The following is a 21,877-nucleotide window of genomic DNA, read 5'->3' as shown; positions in this document are numbered from 1 at the left end:
CACCCGGAGCACCCGGAGCACCCGGAGCACCCGGAGCACCCGGAGCACCCGGAGCACCCGGAGCACCCGGAGCACCCGGAGCACCCGGAGCACCCGGCGGCGCCGTCTCCGGTGCGCCGCGCAGCCTGAAGCGCTGGAGCTTGCCCGTGGGGGTGCGGGGCAGCGCCTCCAGGAAGACGATCTCGCGCGGGCACTTGTACGGCACCAGCTCCGCCTTCACGAAGTCCCGCAGCAGTGCCGTCGTCGCCTCGGTCCGCGGCACTCCCTCGCGCAGCACCACGTACGCGGTGACGACCTGTCCGCGGACCTCGTCGTCGCGGCCCACCACCGCCGCCTCCAGCACGTCCGGGTGGTGCAGCAGGACGTCCTCGACCTCGGGGCCCGCGATGTTGTAACCGGCCGAGATGATCATGTCGTCCGCGCGGGCGACGTAGCGGAAGTAGCCCTCCGCGTCGCGCACGTAGGTGTCCCCGGTGATGTTCCAGCCGTCGCGCACGTACACCTCCTGGCGCGGATCGGCCAGGTAGCGGCAGCCCACCGGGCCCTGTACGGCCAGCAGTCCCGGTTCGCCGTCGGGGACCTCGGCGCCCGCCGCGTCCACCACGCGCGCCCGCCAGCCGGGCACCGGGCGGCCGGTGGTGCCGGGACGGATGTCGTCGTCGGCGGCGGAGATGAAGATGTGCAGGAGTTCGGTGGCGCCGATGCCGTTGATGATGCGCAGCCCGGTGCGTTCCTGCCAGGCCTGCCAGGTGGCGGCCGGCAGGTTCTCGCCCGCGGACACGCAGCGGCGCAGCGCGCTCAGGTCGTACGCGGTCGGCGAGTTCAGCTCGTCGAGCATCAGCCGGTAGGCGGTCGGGGCGGTGAACACCACCGACACCTGGTGCTCGGCCAGCGCGGGCAGCAGCTGTTTGGGCCCGGCCTGTTCGAGGAGCAGGGCGGAGGCGCCCACCCGCAGCGGGAAGATCACCAGACCGCCGAGGCCGAAGGTGAAACCGAGCGGCGGACTGCCCGTGAACACGTCGTCCGGCTCCGGTCGCAGCACGTGCCGGGAGAAGGTGTCGGCGATGGCCAGCACGTCCCGGTGGAAGTGCATGCACCCCTTGGGGCGGCCGGTCGTCCCCGAGGTGAAGGCGATCAGCGCGACGTCGTCGCACGCCGTGTCCACCGCCTCGTACCGGGTCGGTTTGATGGCCGCCCGCCGCACCAGGTCGTCGGGGGCGTCCCCGCCGAACGCGGTCAGCCGCAGCCCCGGCACCTCCGCCTTCACCAGGTCGTCCACGGTCCGCACGTCGCACAGGGCGTGGCTCACCCGCGCGATGTCGCAGACGACCGCCAGCTCGGCGGGCCGCTGCTGGGCCAGTACGGTCACCGCGACCGCGCCCGCCTTCATCACGGCGAACCAGCACGCCACCAGCCAGGGTGTGGCCGGGCCGCGCAGCAGGACGCGGTTTCCGGGCACCACCCCCAGGTCCTGGGTCAGTACGTGCGCGATCTGGTCTGCGTGGTCGCGCAGCTCGCCGTACGACCAGATCTCGCCGGAGAGGGTGCGCAGGGCGGGCCGGTCGGCGCGGAAGTCCTGGAGGGTGCGGTCCAGCAGTTCCACCGCGCAGTTGAGCCGGGCGGGGTAGCGCAGCTCCGGCAGCTCGAAGAGGAGGTCGGGCCACTGCCCGGCGGGCGGCAGATGGTCGCGCGGGAAGGTGTCGGTGTGGGCCGACGGGTGCAGGTCCATGGCCATGTCGGGTTGGCCCCCTTGCAGCGAGCAGTCCGGGATGCGACTGACGGTCTGACGGGTGGGTGATCCGGCCGTGCGGTGTGCGCTGTCGTGCCGGTGCCTCAGTGCTCGCGCTCGCGCGCTCGTTCTTCAGTGCCGGTGCTTCCGAGCGTATCGTGATGGTGACGACAGTCAACGCTCCGCGATAACACGCGCGACGAGAGGGGCCACCGTTGCCCGGATTCACACTGGAGCCGGAACAGCTGACGTGGTGCGGGGAACTGCGCACCCTGGCCCGGGAGCGGCTGGTGCCGCTGGCGGAGAAGGGGGAGCCCGGACAGCTCAACCGTCCGCTGGTCGCCGAACTCGGCGGGCTCGGTCTGCTGGAGAGGCTGTTCACCTCCGGGGCGCTCGATCTGTGCCTGATGCGCGAGTCGCTCGCGCACGGCTGTACGGAGGCGGAGACCGCGCTCGCGCTCCAGGGGCTCGGCGCCTCCCCGGTCGCCCGCGCGGGCACCGAGGAGCAGCGCGCCCGCTGGCTGCCCGGGGTGCGGGAGGGCCGCACCGTCGCCGGATTCGCCCTCAGTGAGCGGGCCGCGGGTTCGGACGCCGCTGCTCTGACCCTACGGGCCGAACCCGTGGCGGGCGACCGGAGCGACGCCGGGGGCTGGCGGCTGAGCGGCGAGAAGTGCTGGATCTCCAACGCCCCGTACGCCGACTTCTACACCGTCTTCGCCCGTACGACGCAGGGCGCGGGCGCGCGCGGCATCACCGCGTTCCTGGTGCCCGCGGACCGGCCGGGGCTGACCGGCAGCGCCCTCGACATGCTCTCCCCGCACCCCCTCGGCAGCCTCGCCTTCGACGGGGTGCACGTCACGCGGGCGGACGTCATCGGCGCACCGGACCGGGGCTTCCGGGTCGCCATGGACACCCTCAACCTGTTCCGCCCGAGCGTGGGCGCCTTCGCCGTGGGCATGGCGCAGGCCGCGCTGGACGCGACGCTGGAGCACACCTCGGCACGGACCGCGTTCGGCGGGCCGCTGAAGGACCTCCAGTCGGTGGCGCACCAGGTCGCCGAGATGGCCACCCGCACGGAGGCGGCCCGGCTGCTCGTCTACGCGGCGGCGTCCGCGTACGACAGGAACGAACCGCAGGTGCCCAGGAGTTCCGCCATGGCGAAACTCTTCGCCACCGAGACCGCCCAGTTCGTCGTCGACGCGGCCGTCCAGCTGCACGGGGCCCGTGCCCTCCAGCGCGGCCACCTCCTCGAACACCTCTACCGGGAGGTGCGTGCCCCGCGCATCTACGAGGGTGCGACCGAGGTCCAGCGCACGATCATCGCCAAGGAGCTGTACGCCCGATGACCCTCCAGCGCCACAACCCCGCGGAACTCTCCCCGCCCACCGGCTTCTCGCACGCCGTCAGCGTCGCCGCCACCGGCTCCCGGCTGGTCTTCCTCGCCGGGCAGACCGCCCTCGACGGGGACGGGAAGGTGGTCGGCGAGACCCTGCCCGAGCAGTTCGAGACCGCCCTGAGCAATCTGCTCGCCGCGCTCGCCGACGCGGGCGGCACCCCCGACAGCCTCGCCCGGGTCACGGTGTACGCCACCGATGTCGCCGACTACCGCGAGCACGCCCCCGAACTGGGCCGCGTCTGGCGCCGGTTGGCGGGGCGCGACTACCCCGCGATGGCCGTCGTGGGCGTGGTGCGGCTGTGGGACACCCAGGCACTCGTGGAGCTGGACGGAATCGCCGTGCTCTGAGGGACGGTTGTGGATCAGGGTGCCCAGGCACCCTTGGCAGCCCATGTGTTGTGTGACATATTACTGCCGTGTTCACGAGACGCCTCTTTGACGTGGTCGTCGTCGGTGCCGGAATGGTCGGCGCCGCCTGCGCCTTCTACGCCGCCCGCTCCGGGCTCTCCGTCGCCGTGGTCGACCGGGGCCCGGTGGCCGGCGGCACCACCGGGGCCGGCGAAGGCAACCTGCTCGTCTCCGACAAGGAACCGGGCCCCGAACTCGAACTCGCGCTGCTGTCCACGAGACTGTGGCGCGAGCTCGCCGAGGAGTTCCCCGGGGCCTTCGAGTACGAGGCGAAGGGCGGACTCGTCGTCGCGGCGCGGGAGAGCGGCCTCAAGGCGCTGCGTGCCTTCGCCGCCGCACAGGCCGGGGCGGGCGTGCGGTGCGAGGAGGCCGACCGCCTCGCCGACCTCGAACCCCATCTCTCCCCGGACCTCGCCGGCGGCATCCACTACCCCCAGGACTCCCAGGTCCAGCCCGCGCTGGCCGCCGCCCACCTGCTGAAGGCCTCGGGAGCCACGCTCCACCTGGGCACGGAGGTGGTGGGCGTGCTGCGCGGCGCGGACGGTTCGGTACGCGGCGTCCGCACCCCGCACGGCGACATCCCCGCGGGCGCCGTGGTCAACGCCGCGGGCACCTGGGGCGGACAGTTGGCGCAACTCGCCTCCGTCACCCTGCCCGTCCTCCCCAGAAGGGGATTCGTGCTGGTCACCGAGCCGCTGCCGCGCATCGTCCGACGCAAGGTGTACGCGGCCGACTACGTCGCCGACGTGGCGAGCGGCTCGGCTGCCCTCCAGACCTCCGCGGTGGTGGAGGGCACCGCCGCCGGGCCGGTGCTGATCGGGGCGAGCCGCGAACGGGTCGGATTCGACCGCTCCCTGTCGGTCGAGGTGCTTCAGCGGCTGGCGCGACAGGCGGGAGAGCTGTTCCCCGTGCTGCGGGGGGTGCGGGTGATGCGGACGTACCACGGCTTCCGGCCGTACCTGCCGGACCACCTCCCCGCGATCGGCCCGGACACACGGGCACCCGGACTCTGGCACGCCTGCGGACACGAGGGCGCGGGAGTCGGGCTCGCCCCGGTGACGGGGGCGCTGATCGCGGCGGGACTGGTGGGACGGCTGGGGGAGTGGGGGAAAACGGGGGACGCGGGGGCACCTGCTGCACCCGGCGGGAGCCCGGCCACGAATCCGGCCGGGCGCCGCACAACGGCCGAGCACGTGATTCGGGAGGGGGCTCCGGCCCCGGCCGAGCGCGGGATTCGGGAGGGGAGCCCGATGCCGGTCGAGCACCCGATCCGGGAAGGGAGCCCGACCCCGGCAGCGGCCCCGGCTTCGGTCAGGGCCCCGGCCCCGGTCGTGTCCCCGGACCTCGCTTCGGCCCTCGCCGCGCTCGACCTCGGGCCGTTCCGGCCGGAACGGTTCGGTGCGGGCGACGGCGGGGGAGACGGAACCGGCCCCGGGACTGCGGCCGGGGCCCGGTGAGGAGCGGAGGGCCGCCGCCGACCGGCCCGCCGCACCTCTGCTCCCGCCGCACTCGACCCTCCGCACCCGCAACACCCCGCACCTCCGCTCCAGCACCCGCACCCGCGACACTCGACCCTCTGCACCTCCGCTCCCGCAGCACCCGACACCCGACCCCCGACGCCCCACCCCGCCCACGCTCTCGCCCCACCCCGCCCACGCCCCACCGGGCCCAACGCCCCCACCCCTACGCCCGACAGGAGTGCACCCGTGTTCCGTGCCCGACGTGGGTCCCGTACGCCACAGGCGCTGACCGGGGCCGACCCCGTCGAACCCTTCGAGATCACCCTCGACGGGAAGCCGATTGCGGCGCTGCCCGGACAGAGCGTCGCCGCCGCGCTGTGGGCGGCCGGAGTGCTGTCGTGGCGGACCACCCGCCAGGGCGACCGGCCGCGCGGCGCGTTCTGCGGGATCGGGTCGTGCTTCGACTGCCTGGCGACCGTCAACTCCACCGCCAACCAGCGCGCCTGCCTGGTCCCGGCCCGGCCGGGCGACGCGGTGACCACCCAGGAAGGGAACGGCCGTGGTGACCTCGCCGTCTGACGACACCCGCTACGACCTCGCCGTCGTCGGCGCAGGCCCCGCCGGGCTCGCCGCCGCCGTCACCGCCGCCGAACTCGGCCTGAGCGTCGCCCTCGTGGACTCCGCCGCACAGACCGGCGGACAGTTCTACCGGCATCCCGCCCCCGGCCTGCGGGCCCGCAGGCCGCAGGCGCTGCACCACGCGTGGTCCGCGTACACGGGACGCGCCGCCAGGCTCGCCGCGCAGATCGCGGCCGGCCGGGTGCGCCACCTCGCCGAGCACCACGTGTGGGCGGTGACCGGCGAGGCGGGCCAGTGGCAGGTGCGGGCGGTGCGCGGGCCGGACGGCGGCGGGCGGCAGGCGACCGTGCGGGCGGCCAAGGTGCTGCTCGCCACCGGGTCGTACGAGCGCCAACTGCCCTTCCCCGGCTGGACGCTGCCCGGTGTCGTCGGGGCGGGCGGGGCGCAGGCCATGCTCAAGGCGGGGCTGGTGCTGCCCGGCCGGCGGATCGTGGTCGCCGGGAGCGGGCCGCTGCTGCTCGCGGTGGCCGGATCGCTCGCCGCCGCCGGTGCCACCGTGCCCGTCGTCGTCGAGGCGAGCGGCTACACCGGCTACGCCCGCACCCCCGGCGCGCTCGCGGCCAACCCCGGCAAGCTGGCCGAGGGCGCCGTGCACGCCGCCGCGCTCGTCCGGCACGGCATCCGCGTCCGCACCCGCAGCGCCGTCACGGCGGTGCACGGCGGCGACCGCGTCGAGGCGGTGACCGTACGGCCGCTCGACGCCCAGTGGCGCCCGCTGCCGGGACGACCCGGGGTGCGCATCCCCTGCGACGCGCTGGCCGTCGGCCACGGACTCGTCCCGCAGATCGAACTGGCCACCGGACTGGGCTGCGCCACCCGGCGCACCGCGGACGGCAGCCACGCCCTCGTCGTCGACCGGTACCAGCGCACCACCGTCCCCGGCGTCTGGACGGCGGGCGAGACCGCGGGCGTCGGCGGGGCCGAACTCGCCCTGCTGGAAGGGGAACTGGCCGCCCGGGACATCGCTGGGGACATCGCCGGGGACGGCGGCGCCCGGCGGCGGACCGGCGGTCTCCCGGCCCGCCGCCGCGACCGGCTGCGGCGGTTCGCCGACGCCATGGCCGCCGCACACGCCCCCGGCCCGCACTGGCGGGACTGGCTGCGCCCCGACACCGACGTGTGCCGGTGCGAGGAGGTCACCGCCGGACAGATCCGCGAGGCCGTCGACGACCTCGGTGCCCGCGACACCCGTACCGTCAAACTCCTCACCCGGGCCGGAATGGGCTGGTGCCAGGGGCGGATGTGCGGTCCCGCCGTCGCCCGGCTCGCGGCGTCCGCCGAAGGCGGCGGCACGGCCGGCGACGCTCCCGACCGGCGCCCCCTCGCCTGCCCGCTCACCCTCGGCGAACTGGCCGACGGCTGAGCGGCACCGGCCGGGGCCGCACCGCTCCCGCGAACCGACTTGTGCGTACAAGCGAGTTGACGGGAACGCGCCCTTGCCGGACCCGCACACCCTTCAATAAAATGTCACACACTACTTGAGGAGTCGTTGTATGAACACCGCACACACCCCTTCCCCCGCCCCCGCCCGCCCGCGCCCCTGGCACGGCATCATGGTCGCCACCACCCTGCCCTTCCGCGACGACCTCTCCGTGGACTACGACGCCTACGCCGCCCAGGTGGCCCGGCTCGTCGAAGCAGGCTGCGACGGTGTCGTGCCCAACGGGTCCCTCGGCGAGTACCAGACCCTCACCGACGACGAACGCGACCGGGTGGTGCGTACCGCCGTCGAGGTGGCCGGCGGGGACCGGGTCATGCCCGGTGTCGCCGCGTACGGCAGCGCCGAGTCGCGCCGCTGGGCCGAGCAGGCGGCCGACGCGGGCGCCGGTTCCGTCCTGCTGCTGCCGCCCAACGCCTTCCGCGCGGACGCCGCCTCGGTGCGCGAGCACTACGCCGAGGTCGCGCGCGCCGGCGTCCCCGTCGTCGCGTACAACAACCCCTTCGACACCAAGGTCGACCTCACCCCCGAACTGCTCGCCGCCCTGCACGCCGACGGCAGCATCGTCGCCGTCAAGGAGTTCAGCGGCGACGTCCGCCGGGCCTACGAGATCGCCGAACTCGCCCCGGAGCTGGACCTGCTGATCGGCGCCGACGACGTCCTGCTGGAGCTCGCGCTCGCCGGGGCGGTCGGCTGGATCGCCGGATACCCCAACGCGCTGCCCGACTCCTGCGTCGCCCTCTACCGGGCCGCCGTCGCGCACGACCTGGACACCGCCCTGCCCCTGTACCGCACGCTGCACCCGCTGCTGCGGTGGGACTCCAAGACCGAGTTCGTGCAGGCCATCAAGCTCTCCACGGACCTGGCCGGACACTACGGCGGACCGGTCAGGCCGCCGCGCTTCCCGCTGCCCGCCGCCGACGAGGCAGCCGTGCGGGCCGCCACCGAGAAGCTCATCGCCGACGGCCACCACTGACCCGTACACCCCCCCCGTTCCACACCCGCCCCTCCCGCACCCACCCGTCAGTCAGGAGACCACGTTGCGCACCCGGCACGTCTTCCACGCCGTCGACTCCCACACCGAGGGCATGCCCACCCGGGTCGTCACCGGCGGCATCGGCACCATCCCCGGCGCCACCATGGCCGAGCGGCGGCTGCACTTCGCGGCCCACCGCGACCAGGTGCGCAACCTCCTGATGAACGAGCCGCGCGGCCACGCGGCCATGAGCGGCGCCGTCCTCCAGCCGCCGACCCGCCCCGACGCCGACTACGGCGTCCTGTTTATCGAGGTCTCCGGCTACCTCCCCATGTGCGGCCACGGCACCATCGGCGTCGCCACCGTCCTCGTCGAGACCGGCATGGTCGAGGTCGTGGAACCCGTCACCACCGTCCGCCTCGACACCCCCGCGGGCCTCGTCTCCGTCGACGTGCAGGTCAAGGACGGTGCGGCCACCGCCGTCACCCTCACCAACGTGCCCGCCTTCAGCGTCGCCCTCGACCGCAAGATCGACGTGCCGGGCCTCGGCACCCTCACCTACGACCTGGCCTACGGCGGAAACTTCTACGCCTTCGTCCCGCTGGAGTCCGTCGGCCCCGACGGCATCCCCTTCGACCGCGCCCGCAAGGACGACATCCTAGCCGCCGGACTCGCCCTGATGGACGCGGTCAACGCCGACCCCGACCACCGGCCCGTGCACCCCGAGGACGACCGGATCGCCGGCCTCAAGCACGTCTACTTCGCCGCCCCCGGCTCCGACGCCGTCCGCTCCCGGCACGCGATGGCCATCCACCCCGGCTGGTTCGACCGCTCGCCCTGCGGCACCGGCACCTCCGCCCGGATGGCGCAGCTGCACGCCCGCGGCGAACTGCCCCTGGACCGCGACTTCGTCAACGAGTCCTTCATCGGTACGGAGTTCACCGGCCGCCTCGTCGGCACCACCACCGTCGGCGGACGGCCCGCGGTGGTGCCCACCGTCACCGGACGCGCCTGGATCACCGGCACCGCGCAGTACTTCCTCGACCCCACGGACCCCTTCCCCGGAGGCTTCGTCCTGTGACCGGCACCTCCCTCGCCACGACGGCCAGGACCCTCTCCCACAACCCCGCGGACCCGCGGGAGACCGTCGCCGACGTGCCGAGCACCGGCACCTGGGCCACCGTCGAGGCCGTCGACCGGGCCAGGGACGCCCAGCGCGCCTGGTACGCGGCCGGGGCCGCCGCCCGCTCGGCCGCCCTCACCGCCGCCGCCCGCGCCGTCGAGGAGGCGGGCGCCGAACTGGCGGAACTGGCCGTGCGCGAGGTCGGCAAACCGGCCGCCGAGGCGCACGCCGAGGTCGCCCGCACCGTCGCCATCCTCCGCTACTACGCCCAACTCCCCTACGACGCCACCGGATCCGTCCACGAACCCGCCGCCGGGAGCGGTCTCCTGCTCACCCGCCGCCGCCCGCGCGGGGTCGCCGGACTCGTCACCCCCTGGAACTTCCCCTTCGCCATCCCCGTCTGGAAGGCGGCCCCCGCGCTCGCCGCCGGGAACACCGTCGTGCTCAAGCCCGCCCCCGAGGCCACCGCGTGCGCGCTGCGGCTGGCCGAGCTGCTCCAACAGGCGCTGCCCGAGCGGGTGTTCACGGTCGTGCCCGGTGCCGCGCCGGAGGGCAACGCGCTGGTCACCGCCGTGGACGCGGTGTCGTTCACCGGATCCACGGTCACCGGCGGCGCCGTCGTACGGGCCGCCAACGCGCGCGGCATCCCCGTCCAGGCCGAGACCGGCGGACTCAACGCGGCACTCGTGCTGCCCGACGCCGACCCGGCCCGCGCCGCCGCGCACATCGCCGCCGCCATCGCCGGTTACGCGGGCCAGAAGTGCACCGCCACCAGCCGGGTGATCGCCGTCGGCAGCGCACTGGGCCCGCTGCGCGACGCCCTCGCGGAGGCTCTGCGGGCCGTGGTCCCCGCCGATCCGGCCACGCCCGGCACCGTGTGCGGTCCGGTGATCTCCGCGGCGGCCCGCGAGAAGGTGCTGGACGCGACCCGCGGCCTGCCGGTACTGGCGGGCGGCCGGGCCGGCGAGGGACCCGGCTGGTACGTCGAGCCCACCCTCGTCGAGCAGGCGCCGCCCGGACACGAACTGCTGCGCGAGGAGGTCTTCGGGCCGGTCGCCGTCCTGCTGCACGCCCCCGACCTCGACCGGGCGGTCCGGGCGGCCAACGCCGTCCCCTACGGACTGGTCACCTCCGTGCACACCGGGGATCTCGACGCGGCCCTGCACGGACTCGACGGACTCGACACCGGCATGATCCGGATCAACGCGCCGTCCACGGGGGTGGACTTCCACCTGCCCTTCGGTGGTACGAAGGCATCCAGCCACGGCCCGCGCGAACAGGGCCGCACCGCACTGGACTTCTACACCTCGACCCGCACCTACTCCCTCCACCGGGCCGCCGACAGCGCAACGTGACATTGTACGCTGGGCAGTCCGTAGCAATCCGGAGGGCCGCCATGGGCGAACTCAAGCAGCAACGCCACCTCATCACCGCGCAGGAGCGACTCCGCGACCAGGTCGCCAACGCCCTGCGGGCCGCCCTCATCTCGGGTGAACTCCAGCCGGGCTCCGTCTACTCGGCGCCCGGCCTGGCCGCCGACTTCGGCGTCTCCGCCACCCCCGTCCGCGAGGCGATGCTCGACCTGGCCAGGGAGGGCCTGGTCGAGCCCGTACGGAACAAGGGCTTTAGGGTCACCGAGGTCAGCGAGCGCGACCTCGACCAGTACGCCGAGATCCGGGCGCTCATCGAAGTGCCGATGGTCGGCCGGATCGCCGCCACCGCCTCCCGGGAGCAACTGGAGGCGCTGCGTCCGGTCGCCGAGGAGATCGTCGCCGCCGCGCGCGAGCACGACCTCATCGGCTACCTGGAGGCCGACCGCCGCTTCCACCTCACCCTGCTCGGCCTCAGCGGCAACGACCGGCTGGTGGAAACCGTCGGCGACCTGCGCAAGCGCTCGCGGCTGTACGGGCTGACCATGCTGGACGCGCGCAACGAACTGCTGCCCTCGGCCGAGGAGCACCTGGAACTGCTGGACCTGATGCTGGCCGGGGACGCCGGGGCGGCCGAGGCGTGCATGGCCCGCCACCTGGGACACGTGCGCTCCCTGTGGGCCCGCGCCCGCGACGAACCGGTCGAGCAGCGGCCCACCGCACGGAAGCTGGGCGTCCGCTAGCGGCCCGCCGGGCGGCGTACCAGGATGGTGCCGTCCGAGCAGTCGGCAGTCGCGGAACTCCGGAGGAATGCCGTCATGGAGTGGACCCTGGAAATCGTCAGCGTGCCCGTCAGTGATCTGGACCGGGCCAAGAACTTCTACGCGGACAAGTGCGGCTTCGAGATCGACGTCGACCTGAAGGTGGCCGAGGGGGTACGGGTCGTCCAGCTGACCCCGCCGGGGTCGCGGTGCTCGATCGCCCTCACCCAGGGCACCGCGCCGCCCGCCGCATGGGTCACCACCCCGCCGCCCGGCTCCCTGCACGCCGGGCAGCTGTGCGTGCTGGACGTGACGGCCGCCCGGGAGGAGCTGGCGCGGCGCGGGGTGGAGGTGAGCCCGGTGATGCACCTGGGGGAGAAGGGGTGGGCCGAGGGCAGGGGCGACACCTGGAACTCCTGGGCCTTCTTCAAGGACCCGGACGGCAACGGCTGGACCCTCCAGGAGGCCCCGGCCCCGCTGGCGGAGCGCTAGCCCCGGGCGCGGGCGTGGCCACGCGGCTCCGGCCGGGCCGCACCGCACCGGGCCGCACCGCACCGGGCCGGGCTGCACCGCACCGGATCGAACCTCACCGGCCGGGAACCGGCGTGAAGTGCTGACGCGGTGCCGCCGGTCCCGGGCCGGCGGCACCGCGGATCTCAGCCCAGCAGGTCCGCCATCCAGGCCTCGACGGCGGACGCCTCGCGCGGCAGGGCGCCCGACAGCAGCCGGGCGCCCTCGGCGGTCACCACCAGGTCGTCCTCGATGCGGACGCCGATCCCGCGCAGCTCCCGCGGCAGTGTCTCGTCGTCCGGCTGGAGGTAGAGCCCCGGCTCCACGGTGAGCACCTGGCCCTCCTCCAGGACCCCGTCCAGGTACTGCTCCGCGCGTGCCTGCGCGCAGTCGTGCACGTCCAGCCCCAGCATGTGCCCCGAACTGCACAGCGAGTACCGCCGGTGCAGCCCGCTCTCCGGCCGCAGCGACTCCTCGGCCGACACCGGCAGCACGCCCCAGTCGGCCAGTCCCTCGGCGAGCACCCGCGAGCACTCCCGGTGGAAGTCGCGGAAGCTGGCGCCCGGCTTCAGTGCGGCGATGCCCGCGTCCTGCGCGGCCAGCACCAGGTCGTACACCTGGCGCTGGACGGGGGAGAAGCGGCCGGAGAGCGGGAGGGTGCGGGTGATGTCGGCGGCGTACAGGCTGTCGGTCTCCACGCCCGCGTCCAGCAGCAGGAGCTGGTCGCGGTCGAGCGGGCCGTCGTTGCGTATCCAGTGCAGCACCCCCGCGTGCGCGCCCGAGGCGGCGATCGTGTCGTACGCGGTGCCGTTGCCCTCCGCGCGGGCGCGCAGCCCGAAGACGCCCTCGATCCAGCGCTCGCCGCGCGGATGGCGCAGGGCCGCGGGCAGCGCCCGTACGACGTCCTCGAAGCCGGTGACCGTGTGGTCCACCGCGAGCTGGATCTGGCCCACCTCCCAGGCGTCCTTCACCAGGCGCAACTCGCTGAGGCAGGTGGCGAGTTCGGGGTCGCGGGCCGCGTTGCGGGCATCCGCGGAAGGGGCGAGGTCGTCGAGGTGCGCGCACCGGATGCCGGTCAGCCGCCCGGCCTCCGCGAGGTCCGGCCTGCGGCCCACCCAGAACTCGCCGTACCTGCGGTCCCGGTAGAACTCGCCGTTGCCCGAGGCGCGCGGCGAGCGCGGGCGCACGTACAGCACGCTGTCGCCGTCGGGCTCGATCACCAGCACGTGGCCGGGCTGGTCCTCGCCGGTCAGTCCGGTCAGCCACGCGTACGCGCTGTGCGGGCGGAAGCGGTGGTCGCAGTCGTTGGAGCGGACCTTCAGCTCGCCCGCCGGGACGAGGAGCCGCTCGCCCGGGAAGCGGGCGGCGAGCCGGGCCCGCCGCTGCGCGAAGTGCGCGAAGCCCGGGACCCGCTCGTCCGGCGGGGCGGGAGTCGGCGCCCAGTGGGAGCCCATGAAGGAGTCGAGCGCCGGAGACACCGGCAGATCGTGGCTGACGGTACGCAGCTGGGCGGGGTGCGAGGTCACGTTTTCGCCTCCGGGGGCAGGAGAGTTGTCTGAAGCCTTGTCAGTGCAATTTCACATTACTATGTTACGGGTCACACCTCGGGCGTAGGGGCCGACGGAAACCGTCCGCCCCACCCCTCAACTCCCCACACAGATCCGGAGATTCAGGTGTCACACCCGCGTATGCCGCGCAGGATCCTGCTGGCCGCAACCCTCTCCACCGCCCTCGCACTGCCGGTCCTCCAGAACTCCGCCCAGGCCGCGCCCCAGCCGTCCCCGACCGCCGCGCCCTCCGCCGCGGCGGCCCGGCAGCAGCCGCAGGCCCGTACCGCCAACCCCTTCGACGAGGTGCAACGCCTCGCCAGCACACCGCAGTTGAAGCGGGAAGCGGCCCCGGCTCCCCGTACCGTCACCGCCAAGGGCCGCATACCCGGCGCACAGACCAAGGCGGCCACCAGCGGGCCAAGACCCTCGCTCGCCAGAGCCGCCGTCGCCCCCTGCACCCTCGACGGCATCACCCGGCTGAACCCCACCCAGTTCGCCGACTTCCTCGCCGACCCCGCCGTGACCGCCGACGGCTGTCTGCGCGACCTCATCTGGACCTGGGACGCCCGGCTGGTCCCCGTCATGTCCGACGCCCACGTCCAGGCCGTCGCCCGCCGCGCCGAAACCCTCGCCGCCTCCCACGACGGCAGGAACACCAGCCACCTCCTGGAGATGTTCACCTACCTCCACGCGGTCGCCTACCACGACTTCTCGCGCGACGAGATCGACATCACCGACGCCCCCACCGTCGACGCGATGCGCCGCGCCATCGCCGCCTTCGGCACCGCCGCCCGTACCTTCGACGTCACCGGGGCCAACGCGGAGACCCTCCGCGAAGCCCTCATCGCGGGCAGCGCGCCCGGCCTGCGCCAGCACCAGCTCGGCCTGGTCCAGAAGGTCCTGGCCACCATGGACCCGGCCCACACCGCCACCCACAAGGACCGCGGGTGGGCCGGCGCCGCCCTGTCCGCGCTCTCCCTCAACTACCTGGGCGTCTACCCCGGCAACCAGGACGCCGCGTTCCGAGCAGCCGTCAGCGCCGACCCCGCCTACCGCGCCGCCTTCAAGGCCTTCGCCGGCTACACCCACCTCAAGGGCACCGGCAACGAGTGGGTGGTGCGCGACGCGCTCAGCGAGTACGGCCGGTTCGGCGAGATCCCCGCACTCAAGGACGGCGTCGTCGCCGACCTCGGCACCCTGCTGACCACCGCCAAGCAGAACTTCGGCGAAGGCAGCCAGCCCTGGGCCAAGGTCGCCACCTGGCTCAACTACTTCGGCGCCTGCAAGCAGTACGGCATCTGCAAGGAGGACATCGAGAAGCGGATCTTCCCGTACACCTACACCTACGACAACGGCGCCATCAAGGTGCGCACCGGCCTCAGCCGCGCCACCGTCGACCAGCTCTACTACGCGTCCAAGCAGGTCAAGGCCCAGTTCCACCGGGTGATCGGCACCACCGAGCCGCTCGCGGGCGACACCAACACCACCCTCAACATCGTCCTGTACGCCTCCCGCGCCGACTACGAGACGTACCACCCGCTGCTCACCGGCATGGACACCAACAACGGCGGCATCTACATCGAGCGGGGCGCCACCTTCTACACCTACCAGCGCCGCGTCCCCCAGGACTCCTCGCTCACCCTCGAAGAGCTCTTCCGCCACGAGTACACGCACTACCTCAACGGCCGCTTCGCCGTGCACGGCTCCTTCGGCGAGGGTCCCTGGTACCAGAACGACCGCACCACCGCCATGGACGAGGGCACCGGCGAGTTCTTCGACGGCGCCACCCGCGACGACGGCATCGCGGTGCGCCAGTCGCTCGTCGAGGACATCATCAACGACACCTCGGGCGGCGGCCCGCGCATGAGCGTCAACCAGCTCCTGCACGCCACCTACGACGGCGACGGCTTCCGCTTCTACTCCTACGCCGGAACCTTCTTCGAGTACCTGTGGCGCGACCACCCCGGCAAGCTCCAGGAGATGTACCGGTACCTGCGCGCCAACGACGTCGCCGCCTACGACGCCTGGCGCAACCAGCAGGGCTCCGACGCCAACCTCCAGCGCGGCTACGACGCGTTCCTCGACCAGCAGATCGCCATCGTCGACCGGCTCTTCGTCCCCGACACCCAGTACACCCCGAACGCCTCCCTGAAGTTCACGGCCGCCGCCGACGTCAGGACGGCGTTCAAGAACGCCACGTACATGGACCCCACCGCCTGCAAGGACGACGGCGGCAAGGAACTCGGCCGGTTCGTCTGCACCGGGCGCATCACCGCCAACCTGAGCAACTCCGGTGACCCGAGCAAGGTGTTCCAGGACATGTCCGAGACGGTCGACTACTACCTCCTCGACCGCTCCAAGCCCGTCGCGAACAACTTCGCCGACATGAACTGCTCCTTCGGCAAGGTCGACGTCTGGACGGACGGCCGGGCCGGCACCGCGGACTACGTCTGCGAAGGACCCCTGCGCCGCTAGCGGTCCGGCGGGAAACCGCCCGCACACCCGAAGCACCACGGCACCCCCGACGCACCACGGCACGACCCGGCGCCACCGCACCACCCGCACCCCCGTACGTCCCGGTGCGGCGCACCACCACCCTCACCCCCGGGGCCCGGCCCGTCAGGCCGGGCCGGGCCCCGGCATGCCCGTACCAGTGGAGTAGCCATGACCAAGCACACCCGTCTCGCCCTCGCCACCACCCTGGTGGCGGCCCTCGCCCTCGGAGCCTCCGCCTGCGGCGGCACCGGCGGCAAGGGCAGCCAGGGCCAGGGCCAGAACCGGGCGAAGAACAACCCCGCCGCCGCCAACGAGGGCAAGATCCTCGGCGGCACCCCGGCCAAGGGCGGCACCCTCACCGTCCTGTCCAACCAGGACTTCGCCCACCTCGACCCGGCGCGCAACTGGGTCATGCCCGCCATGGACTTCGGCACCCGGCTGCTCTACCGCACCCTCGTCACCTTCAAGGCGGAACCCGGCAAGGGCGGCAGCGAACTGGTGCCCGACCTCGCCACCGACCTCGGCAAGTCCTCCAACGGCGGCCGGACGTGGACCTTCACCCTCAAGAAGGGCCTGAAGTACGAGGACGGCACACCGATCCGGGCGCAGGACGTCAAGTACAACGTCGAGCGCTCCTTCGCCCCCGACCTCACCGGCGGCCCCGACTACGCCGCCCGCCTCCTCGCCGGCGCCAAGGGCTACACCGGCCCCCTCCAGGGCAAGCACCTCGACTCGGTGAAGACCCCCGACGACCACACCATCGTCTTCGAACTCGCCCGCCCGGTCGCCGAGTTCGCGTCCATCGCCACCCTCACCACCTTCTCGCCGGTGCCCGAGGCGCAGGAGAAGGGCGCCCAGTACGACGCGCGGCCGTTCTCCTCCGGGCCCTACAAGATCGAGTCGTACGCCCGGGACAAGAAGCTGGTGCTGGTCCGCAACCCGCAGTGGGACCCGGCCACCGACCCGGTCCGCAAGGCCTACCCGGACAGGTTCGTGGTCGTCATGGGCCTCAAGGGCGCCCAGATCGACGACCGGATCATCGCCTCCGCCGGCCCGGACGCCTCCGCCGTGCAGTGGTGGGACCTGAACCCGGCCAGCGCCCCCAAGGTGCTGCCCAAGCCCGAGATCAAGCAGCGGCTGGTCGCCGAGCTCAGCGGCTGTACCGACATGCTCCAGCTCAACACCTCCCGCGCCCCGTTCAACGACCCCAAGGTGCGCGAGGCCGTCCAGTACGCGCTCGACAAGGAGGCCGTCGTCACCTCCGGCGGCGGACCCGCCCTCAACGAGACGGCCACCGCCTACATGCCGCCCTCCATGACCGGCGGCAGACAGAGCGACAGCCTGAAGATCGCCCCGGCGGGCGACCCGGAGAAGGCCAAGCAGCTCCTCGCGGCAGCGGGCAAGCCCTCCGTGGACGCCACCCTCACCGTCTCCACCGGCGACAAGACCAAGGCGGAGGCCATCCAGCAGGGCCTGGGCCGGGCCGGGATCAAGGTGAGGATCGACACCGTCGACCCGGCCGCGTACAACGACGCCATCGGCGAGATCAAGTCCGCCCCCGACATGGTCGTCAGCGGCTGGTGCCCCGACTACCCCAACGGCTCCTCCTTCCTGCCGTTCGTCTTCGACGGCCGCTACATCAAGGAGACCGGAAACTCCGGCAACAACAGCCAGTTCCGCGACAGGGCCACCATGAAGCGGATGGACGAGATCGCCGCCATGACCGACGTCGCGTCCGCCGACCGGGCCTGGCAGGAACTCGACGCGCAGATCCTCGCCAAGCACCCCGCCGTGCCCATGCTCATCGAGCGCAAGCCGCTCATGATCGGCACCAATGTCGCGGGCGCCTTCGGCCACCCGATCTGGGCCGGACAGCTCGACTACGCCACGATCGGTCTCAAGGACCCGTCGAAGAGCCAGGGCTGAGGGTCCGTCACACCATGAACGCAGCCATCGCCCCGGACGCGAAAGAACCTCCGGGCAGTACCGGGAAACACCCCGCCCCCGCCCCGGGCACCCCGCACAAGGCAACCGCAGTCCCCCCGCCGGGCAGCAGCCCCTGGCAGCTGGTGCGCCGCGAACTGCGCCACCGGCCCGCCGTCAGGATCAGCCTCGGCGTCGTCGTCCTGTTCGTCCTGATGGCACTCACCGCACCCTGGCTGAGCGCCCTGGGCGGCTGGTCCCCCGACGAGTTCGACAAGTCGGCCGTCGACCCCTACCTCGGCGGCCTGCCGATCGGCCCGTTCGGCGGGATCAGCGGCGACCACTGGCTGGGCGTCGAACCCGTCACCGGCCGCGACCTGTTCGCCCGCGTCGTGCACGGGGCGCAGGTCTCCCTGCTCATCGCGTTCACCGCGACCGCCATCGTCGTCCTCGTCGGCACCGCCGCCGGGATCGCCGCCGGCTACTTCGGCGGGCGCGTCGACTCGCTGCTGAGCCGGCTGATGGACCTCACCATGTCCTTCCCGTCCCTCATCTTCATGATCGCGATGATGTCGGTGGCCAGGGACGTCAACCGGATCGTGCTGATGACCGCCGTCATCGGCATCTTCGGCTGGCCCGGCGTCGCCCGGGTCGTACGCGGCCAGACCCTCTCCGTCAAACACCGCGAGTACGTCGACGCCGCCCGCGTCGCGGGCTCCACGCCCTGGCGCATCCTCACCCGCGACATCCTCCCCGGCGTCCTGGGACCCGTCATCGCCTACACGACCCTGCTGGTCCCCGGCATGATCAGCACCGAGGCCGCCCTCAGCTACCTGGGCGTCGGAGTCCGCCCGCCGACCGCCTCCTGGGGCCAGATGATCGCCGAGAGCGTCACCTTCTACGAGACCGACCCGACCTACTTCCTCATCCCCAGCACCTTCCTCTTCCTCGCCGTCCTGGCCTTCACCCTCCTCGGCGACGCCCTGCGCGACATCCTCGACCCGAGGGGAGCGCGCGGCGCATGACCCTCTACCTGCTGCGCCGCCTGGCCGGCGTCCTCGGGGTGCTGCTCGCCATCGCGGCCGTCACCTTCGTCATCTTCTACGTGCTGCCCGCCGACCCCGCCGCCTCCGCGTGCGGCAAGACGTGCAGCCCCGAACGCCTGGAAGCCGTACGCCACCACCTCGGGCTCGACCTCCCGCTGTGGCGGCAGTTCGCCGACTTCGTCACCGGCATCTTCACCGGCCGCACCCTGGGCACCGGCCAGTACGCCCTCACCTGCGACTTCCCCTGCCTCGGCTACTCCTACGAGAACTCGCTGCCCGTCTGGGACCTGCTGCTGGACCGGCTGCCCGTCTCCGCCTCGCTGGCCGTCGGCGCCGCTGCCCTGTGGCTGGTGCTCGGCCTCGGCGCGGGCGTCGTCGCCGCCCTGCGCAAGGACACCCTCACCGACCGCACCCTGATGGTCGGCGCCGTCGCCGCCGCCTCGCTGCCCGTCTACTTCACCTCGGTCATGCTGATCTACGGGGTGATCCGGGTCGCCGGAATCCTGCCCTACCCCGAGTACCACGACTTCACCGCGTCCCCCGGGGCCTGGGCGCTCAACCTGCTGCTGCCGTGGACCGCGCTGGCCCTGCTGTACGCCGCGATGTACGCCCGGCAGAGCCGCGGCTCCATGATCGAGGCGATGGCCGAGCCGTACATCCGCACCGCACGCGCCAAGGGAATGCCCGAGCGGACCGTCGTCGTCAAGCACGGGCTGCGCTCCGGCATGACCCCGATCCTGACCCTCTTCGGCATGGACCTCGGCGGACTGCTCGCCGGGGCCGTCATCACCGAGTCCATCTTCGGACTCCCCGGGGTGGGCCGCCTCTTCTACGGCGCGCTCACCACCGCCGACCAGCCCGTGGTCCTCGGCGTCACGCTGATGGCCGCCTTCTTCATCGTCGTCGCCAACCTGGCCGTCGACCTCCTGTACGCCGTCGTCGACCCGAGGGTGAGGTACTGATGGCAGAGGCACCGCTCCTTGCGGTCACCGACCTGAGCGTGCAGTTCACCACCCCGGCGGGCCCCGTGCGGGCCGTCGACGGCATCGGGTTCACCGTCGAGGCCGGCCGCACCCTGGGCATCGTCGGCGAGTCGGGCTCCGGCAAGTCCGTCACCTCCCTCGCCGTCCTCGGCCTGCACCGGGCCGCCCGCGTGGAGGGCTCCATCACCCTCGCCGGACGCGAGCTGATCGGACTGCCGGAGAAGGAACTGTCCCGGCTGCGCGGCCGGCGGATGGCGATGATCTTCCAGGACCCGCTGTCCAGCCTGCACCCCTACTACACGGTCGGCGAACAGATCGCCGAGCACCACCGCGTCCACTTCCGCACCGGCCGGGCCGCCGCCCGGCGCCGGGCCGTCGACATGCTCGGCGAGGTCGGCATCCCGGAACCCGCGCGCCGGGCGGGGGAGTACCCCCACCAGTTCTCCGGCGGAATGCGCCAGCGCGCCATGATCGCGATGGCGCTCGCCTGCGAACCCGACCTGCTGATCGCCGACGAACCGACCACCGCGCTCGACGTCACCGTCCAGGCGCAGATACTCGAACTCGTCGCCCGCCTCCAGCAGGACCGCGGCCTCGGCGTCGTCATGATCACCCACGACCTGGGGGTGGTCGCCCGGGTCGCCCACGACGTCCTGGTCATGTACGGCGGCCGGGCGGCCGAACAGGCCCCGGTGGACACCCTGTTCACCGCCCCCGCGCACCCCTACACCCGCGGCCTGCTCGACTCGCTGCCCCGCCTCGACGACACCGACGAGGAACCCCTGCGGGCCATCCCCGGCTCACCGCCGTCGCTGCTCGCGCCCACGGTGGGCTGCGCGTTCGCCCCCCGCTGCGGGGCGCGGGCCGCCGACCCGGTGCCCGCGGAACTGCGCGCACGCTGCGTGGACGAACGGCCCGCCCTGCTTCCCCTGAGCGGCCCGCAGCACCGGGCCGCCTGCCATCTGACCGCACCCCGAGCGCAGGAGGCCGCCCGGTGAGCGCACCGGCCCACACCCCACCGGACACCCCGGCGACCGAGCACACCACGACCCCGCTGCTCTCCGTGCGCGACCTGACCGTGCACTTCCCCGGCCGCCGCGGCCGTACCGGGCGCAAGGGGCCGCCGGTCAGGGCGGTCGACGGCATCAGCTTCGACGTAGCGCCCGGCGAGACCCTCGGCCTGGTCGGCGAGTCCGGCTGCGGCAAGTCCACGACCGGCCGCACGATCGTCCGCCTCCTGGAGCCGACCTCCGGCACGGTCGCCTTCGAGGGCACCGACCTCACCCGTCTGTCGCCCGGCGCCATGCGCCCGTACCGCAAACACCTCCAGATGGTGTTCCAGGACCCGCACTCCTCCCTCAACCCCCGCCAGACGGTGGCCCGCATCATCGCCGACCCGCTGCTGGTGCAGGGCAGGCCGGCCGCCGAGGCGCGCGCCAGGGCGGCGGAGCTGATGGACCTGGTCGGCCTCATCCCCGAACACATCGACCGCTATCCGCACGAGTTCTCCGGCGGCCAGGCACAGCGCATCGGGATCGCCCGCGCGCTGGCCACCGGCCCCCGTCTGGTGGTCGCCGACGAACCCGTCTCCGCCCTGGACGTCTCCGTACAGGCGCAGGTGGTCAACCTGATGGAGCGGCTGCGCCGCGAACTCGGCCTGGGGTACGTCTTCATCGCGCACGACCTGTCCGTGGTCAAGCGGGTCTGTGACCGCGTCGCCGTCATGTACCTCGGCCGGATCGTCGAGATCGGCGACAAGCACGCGCTGTACGGCAACCCCGCGCACCCCTACACCCGGGCGCTGCTCTCCGCCGTGCCGCTGCCGGACCCGGCAGCCGAACGGGCCCGCGAACGCATCACCCTGCTCGGCGACCCGCCGAGCCCGGCCGCCCCGCCACCGGGCTGCACCTTCCATCCGAGGTGCCCGAAGGCGGCGGACATCTGCCGCACCGAGCGCCCGCTGCTGAGGATCGGCACCCCGGGCGAGACCAGGGAGGTGGCCTGCCACTTCCCGTATTGACCACCCACCGGCCGGACTCCCCCGCCCCGCGCGATCGGGGGCGGGGGAG

17 protein-coding genes and 1 pseudogene are annotated in these 21,877 nt (G+C 73.2%); 16 read left to right on the top strand and 2 right to left on the bottom strand.

Annotated elements, in window-relative coordinates; all coding sequences use genetic code 11:
* A partial coding sequence (locus ACFYVL_RS17730; protein ID WP_389245945.1) for an AMP-binding protein occupies positions 1 to 1,729 on the bottom strand: 1,729 nt, incomplete at its 3' end.
* Between the two features lie 215 nt (positions 1,730 to 1,944).
* Between ACFYVL_RS17730 and ACFYVL_RS17725 the strand changes: the two genes are divergently transcribed.
* From ACFYVL_RS17725 to ACFYVL_RS17680, 10 genes and pseudogenes are all read left to right on the top strand, one after another.
* Positions 1,945 to 3,075 carry an acyl-CoA dehydrogenase family protein gene (locus ACFYVL_RS17725; RefSeq protein ID WP_389245651.1) on the top strand — a complete coding sequence of 377 codons (1,131 nt, stop codon included), beginning with the start codon at positions 1,945 to 1,947 and terminating at the stop codon, positions 3,073 to 3,075.
* On the top strand, positions 3,072 to 3,473 hold the full coding sequence (locus ACFYVL_RS17720; protein ID WP_389245649.1) for a RidA family protein: 402 nt from the start codon (positions 3,072 to 3,074) through the stop codon (positions 3,471 to 3,473). Before ACFYVL_RS17725 ends, ACFYVL_RS17720 begins: the two co-directional genes overlap by 4 nt.
* A 68-nt stretch (positions 3,474 to 3,541) precedes the next feature.
* Positions 3,542 to 4,624, top strand: a pseudogene (locus ACFYVL_RS17715) (NAD(P)/FAD-dependent oxidoreductase); the annotation flags it as partial.
* 615 nt (positions 4,625 to 5,239) lie between these two features.
* Complete coding sequence (locus ACFYVL_RS17710; RefSeq protein WP_389245647.1) at positions 5,240 to 5,572, top strand: (2Fe-2S)-binding protein; 333 nt, start codon at positions 5,240 to 5,242, stop codon at positions 5,570 to 5,572.
* Positions 5,553 to 6,995 (top strand): NAD(P)/FAD-dependent oxidoreductase, encoded by a 1,443-nt coding sequence (locus ACFYVL_RS17705; protein WP_389245645.1) that lies wholly within the window; start codon positions 5,553 to 5,555, stop codon positions 6,993 to 6,995. The genes ACFYVL_RS17710 and ACFYVL_RS17705 overlap by 20 nt, the downstream gene beginning before the upstream one ends.
* A gap of 130 nt (positions 6,996 to 7,125) precedes the next feature.
* Entirely contained in the window at positions 7,126 to 8,046 is a 921-nt protein-coding gene (locus ACFYVL_RS17700) for a dihydrodipicolinate synthase family protein (protein ID WP_389245643.1), read from the top strand.
* 64 nt (positions 8,047 to 8,110) lie between these two features.
* Positions 8,111 to 9,127 (top strand): proline racemase family protein, encoded by a 1,017-nt coding sequence (locus tag ACFYVL_RS17695; protein WP_389245641.1) that lies wholly within the window; start codon positions 8,111 to 8,113, stop codon positions 9,125 to 9,127.
* The gene (locus tag ACFYVL_RS17690; protein ID WP_389245639.1) at positions 9,124 to 10,524 is read left to right on the top strand and encodes an aldehyde dehydrogenase family protein; all 1,401 of its coding nucleotides are present in this window, start codon (positions 9,124 to 9,126) and stop codon (positions 10,522 to 10,524) included. Before ACFYVL_RS17695 ends, ACFYVL_RS17690 begins: the two co-directional genes overlap by 4 nt.
* A gap of 41 nt (positions 10,525 to 10,565) precedes the next feature.
* A complete protein-coding gene (locus tag ACFYVL_RS17685) occupies positions 10,566 to 11,282 on the top strand; it encodes a GntR family transcriptional regulator (RefSeq protein ID WP_389245636.1) in 717 nt (238 codons plus the stop codon).
* Positions 11,283 to 11,357: 75 nt separating this feature from the next.
* Positions 11,358 to 11,792, top strand: a complete 435-nt coding sequence (locus ACFYVL_RS17680) for a VOC family protein (protein ID WP_389245634.1) — start codon at positions 11,358 to 11,360, stop codon at positions 11,790 to 11,792.
* Between the two features lie 164 nt (positions 11,793 to 11,956).
* Here the strand turns inward: ACFYVL_RS17680 and ACFYVL_RS17675 are convergent, their stop codons facing one another.
* Entirely contained in the window at positions 11,957 to 13,336 is a 1,380-nt protein-coding gene (locus tag ACFYVL_RS17675) for an aminopeptidase P family protein (protein ID WP_389245632.1), read from the bottom strand.
* A 162-nt stretch (positions 13,337 to 13,498) separates the two neighbouring features.
* Between ACFYVL_RS17675 and ACFYVL_RS17670 the strand changes: the two genes are divergently transcribed.
* From ACFYVL_RS17670 to ACFYVL_RS17645, 6 genes are all read left to right on the top strand, one after another.
* On the top strand, positions 13,499 to 15,835 hold the full coding sequence (locus ACFYVL_RS17670) for a collagenase (RefSeq protein WP_389245630.1): 2,337 nt from the start codon (positions 13,499 to 13,501) through the stop codon (positions 15,833 to 15,835).
* 189 nt (positions 15,836 to 16,024) lie between these two features.
* Positions 16,025 to 17,782, top strand: a complete 1,758-nt coding sequence (locus tag ACFYVL_RS17665; protein WP_389245629.1) for an ABC transporter substrate-binding protein — start codon at positions 16,025 to 16,027, stop codon at positions 17,780 to 17,782.
* Between the two features lie 14 nt (positions 17,783 to 17,796).
* Entirely contained in the window at positions 17,797 to 18,804 is a 1,008-nt protein-coding gene (locus tag ACFYVL_RS17660) for an ABC transporter permease (RefSeq protein WP_389245627.1), read from the top strand.
* A complete protein-coding gene (locus ACFYVL_RS17655) occupies positions 18,801 to 19,787 on the top strand; it encodes an ABC transporter permease (protein ID WP_389245625.1) in 987 nt (328 codons plus the stop codon). Before ACFYVL_RS17660 ends, ACFYVL_RS17655 begins: the two co-directional genes overlap by 4 nt.
* On the top strand, positions 19,787 to 20,806 hold the full coding sequence (locus tag ACFYVL_RS17650; RefSeq protein ID WP_389245623.1) for an ABC transporter ATP-binding protein: 1,020 nt from the start codon (positions 19,787 to 19,789) through the stop codon (positions 20,804 to 20,806). Before ACFYVL_RS17655 ends, ACFYVL_RS17650 begins: the two co-directional genes overlap by 1 nt.
* A complete protein-coding gene (locus ACFYVL_RS17645; RefSeq protein WP_389245621.1) occupies positions 20,803 to 21,828 on the top strand; it encodes an ABC transporter ATP-binding protein in 1,026 nt (341 codons plus the stop codon). Before ACFYVL_RS17650 ends, ACFYVL_RS17645 begins: the two co-directional genes overlap by 4 nt.
* The last annotated feature ends 49 nt before the right edge of the window (positions 21,829 to 21,877 follow it).

The organism is Streptomyces sp. NPDC004111, from assembly GCF_042874215.1.
Lineage (GTDB): Bacteria > Actinomycetota > Actinomycetes > Streptomycetales > Streptomycetaceae > Streptomyces.
This window is presented reverse-complemented; position numbering and strand designations above follow the sequence as displayed.

Bases quoted from the DNA above. Each gene is read 5' to 3' on its own strand.
- ACFYVL_RS17670 (WP_389245630.1), top strand. From the start codon at position 13,499: ATGCCGCGCAGGATCCTGCTGGCCGCAACCCTCTCCACCGCCCTCGCA.
- ACFYVL_RS17650 (WP_389245623.1), top strand. From the start codon at position 19,787: ATGGCAGAGGCACCGCTCCTTGCGGTCACCGACCTGAGCGTGCAGTTC.
- ACFYVL_RS17660 (WP_389245627.1), top strand. From the start codon at position 17,797: ATGAACGCAGCCATCGCCCCGGACGCGAAAGAACCTCCGGGCAGTACC.
- ACFYVL_RS17685 (WP_389245636.1), top strand. From the start codon at position 10,566: ATGGGCGAACTCAAGCAGCAACGCCACCTCATCACCGCGCAGGAGCGA.
- ACFYVL_RS17655 (WP_389245625.1), top strand. From the start codon at position 18,801: ATGACCCTCTACCTGCTGCGCCGCCTGGCCGGCGTCCTCGGGGTGCTG.
- ACFYVL_RS17665 (WP_389245629.1), top strand. From the start codon at position 16,025: ATGACCAAGCACACCCGTCTCGCCCTCGCCACCACCCTGGTGGCGGCC.
- ACFYVL_RS17700 (WP_389245643.1), top strand. From the start codon at position 7,126: ATGAACACCGCACACACCCCTTCCCCCGCCCCCGCCCGCCCGCGCCCC.
- ACFYVL_RS17720 (WP_389245649.1), top strand. From the start codon at position 3,072: ATGACCCTCCAGCGCCACAACCCCGCGGAACTCTCCCCGCCCACCGGC.
- ACFYVL_RS17680 (WP_389245634.1), top strand. From the start codon at position 11,358: ATGGAGTGGACCCTGGAAATCGTCAGCGTGCCCGTCAGTGATCTGGAC.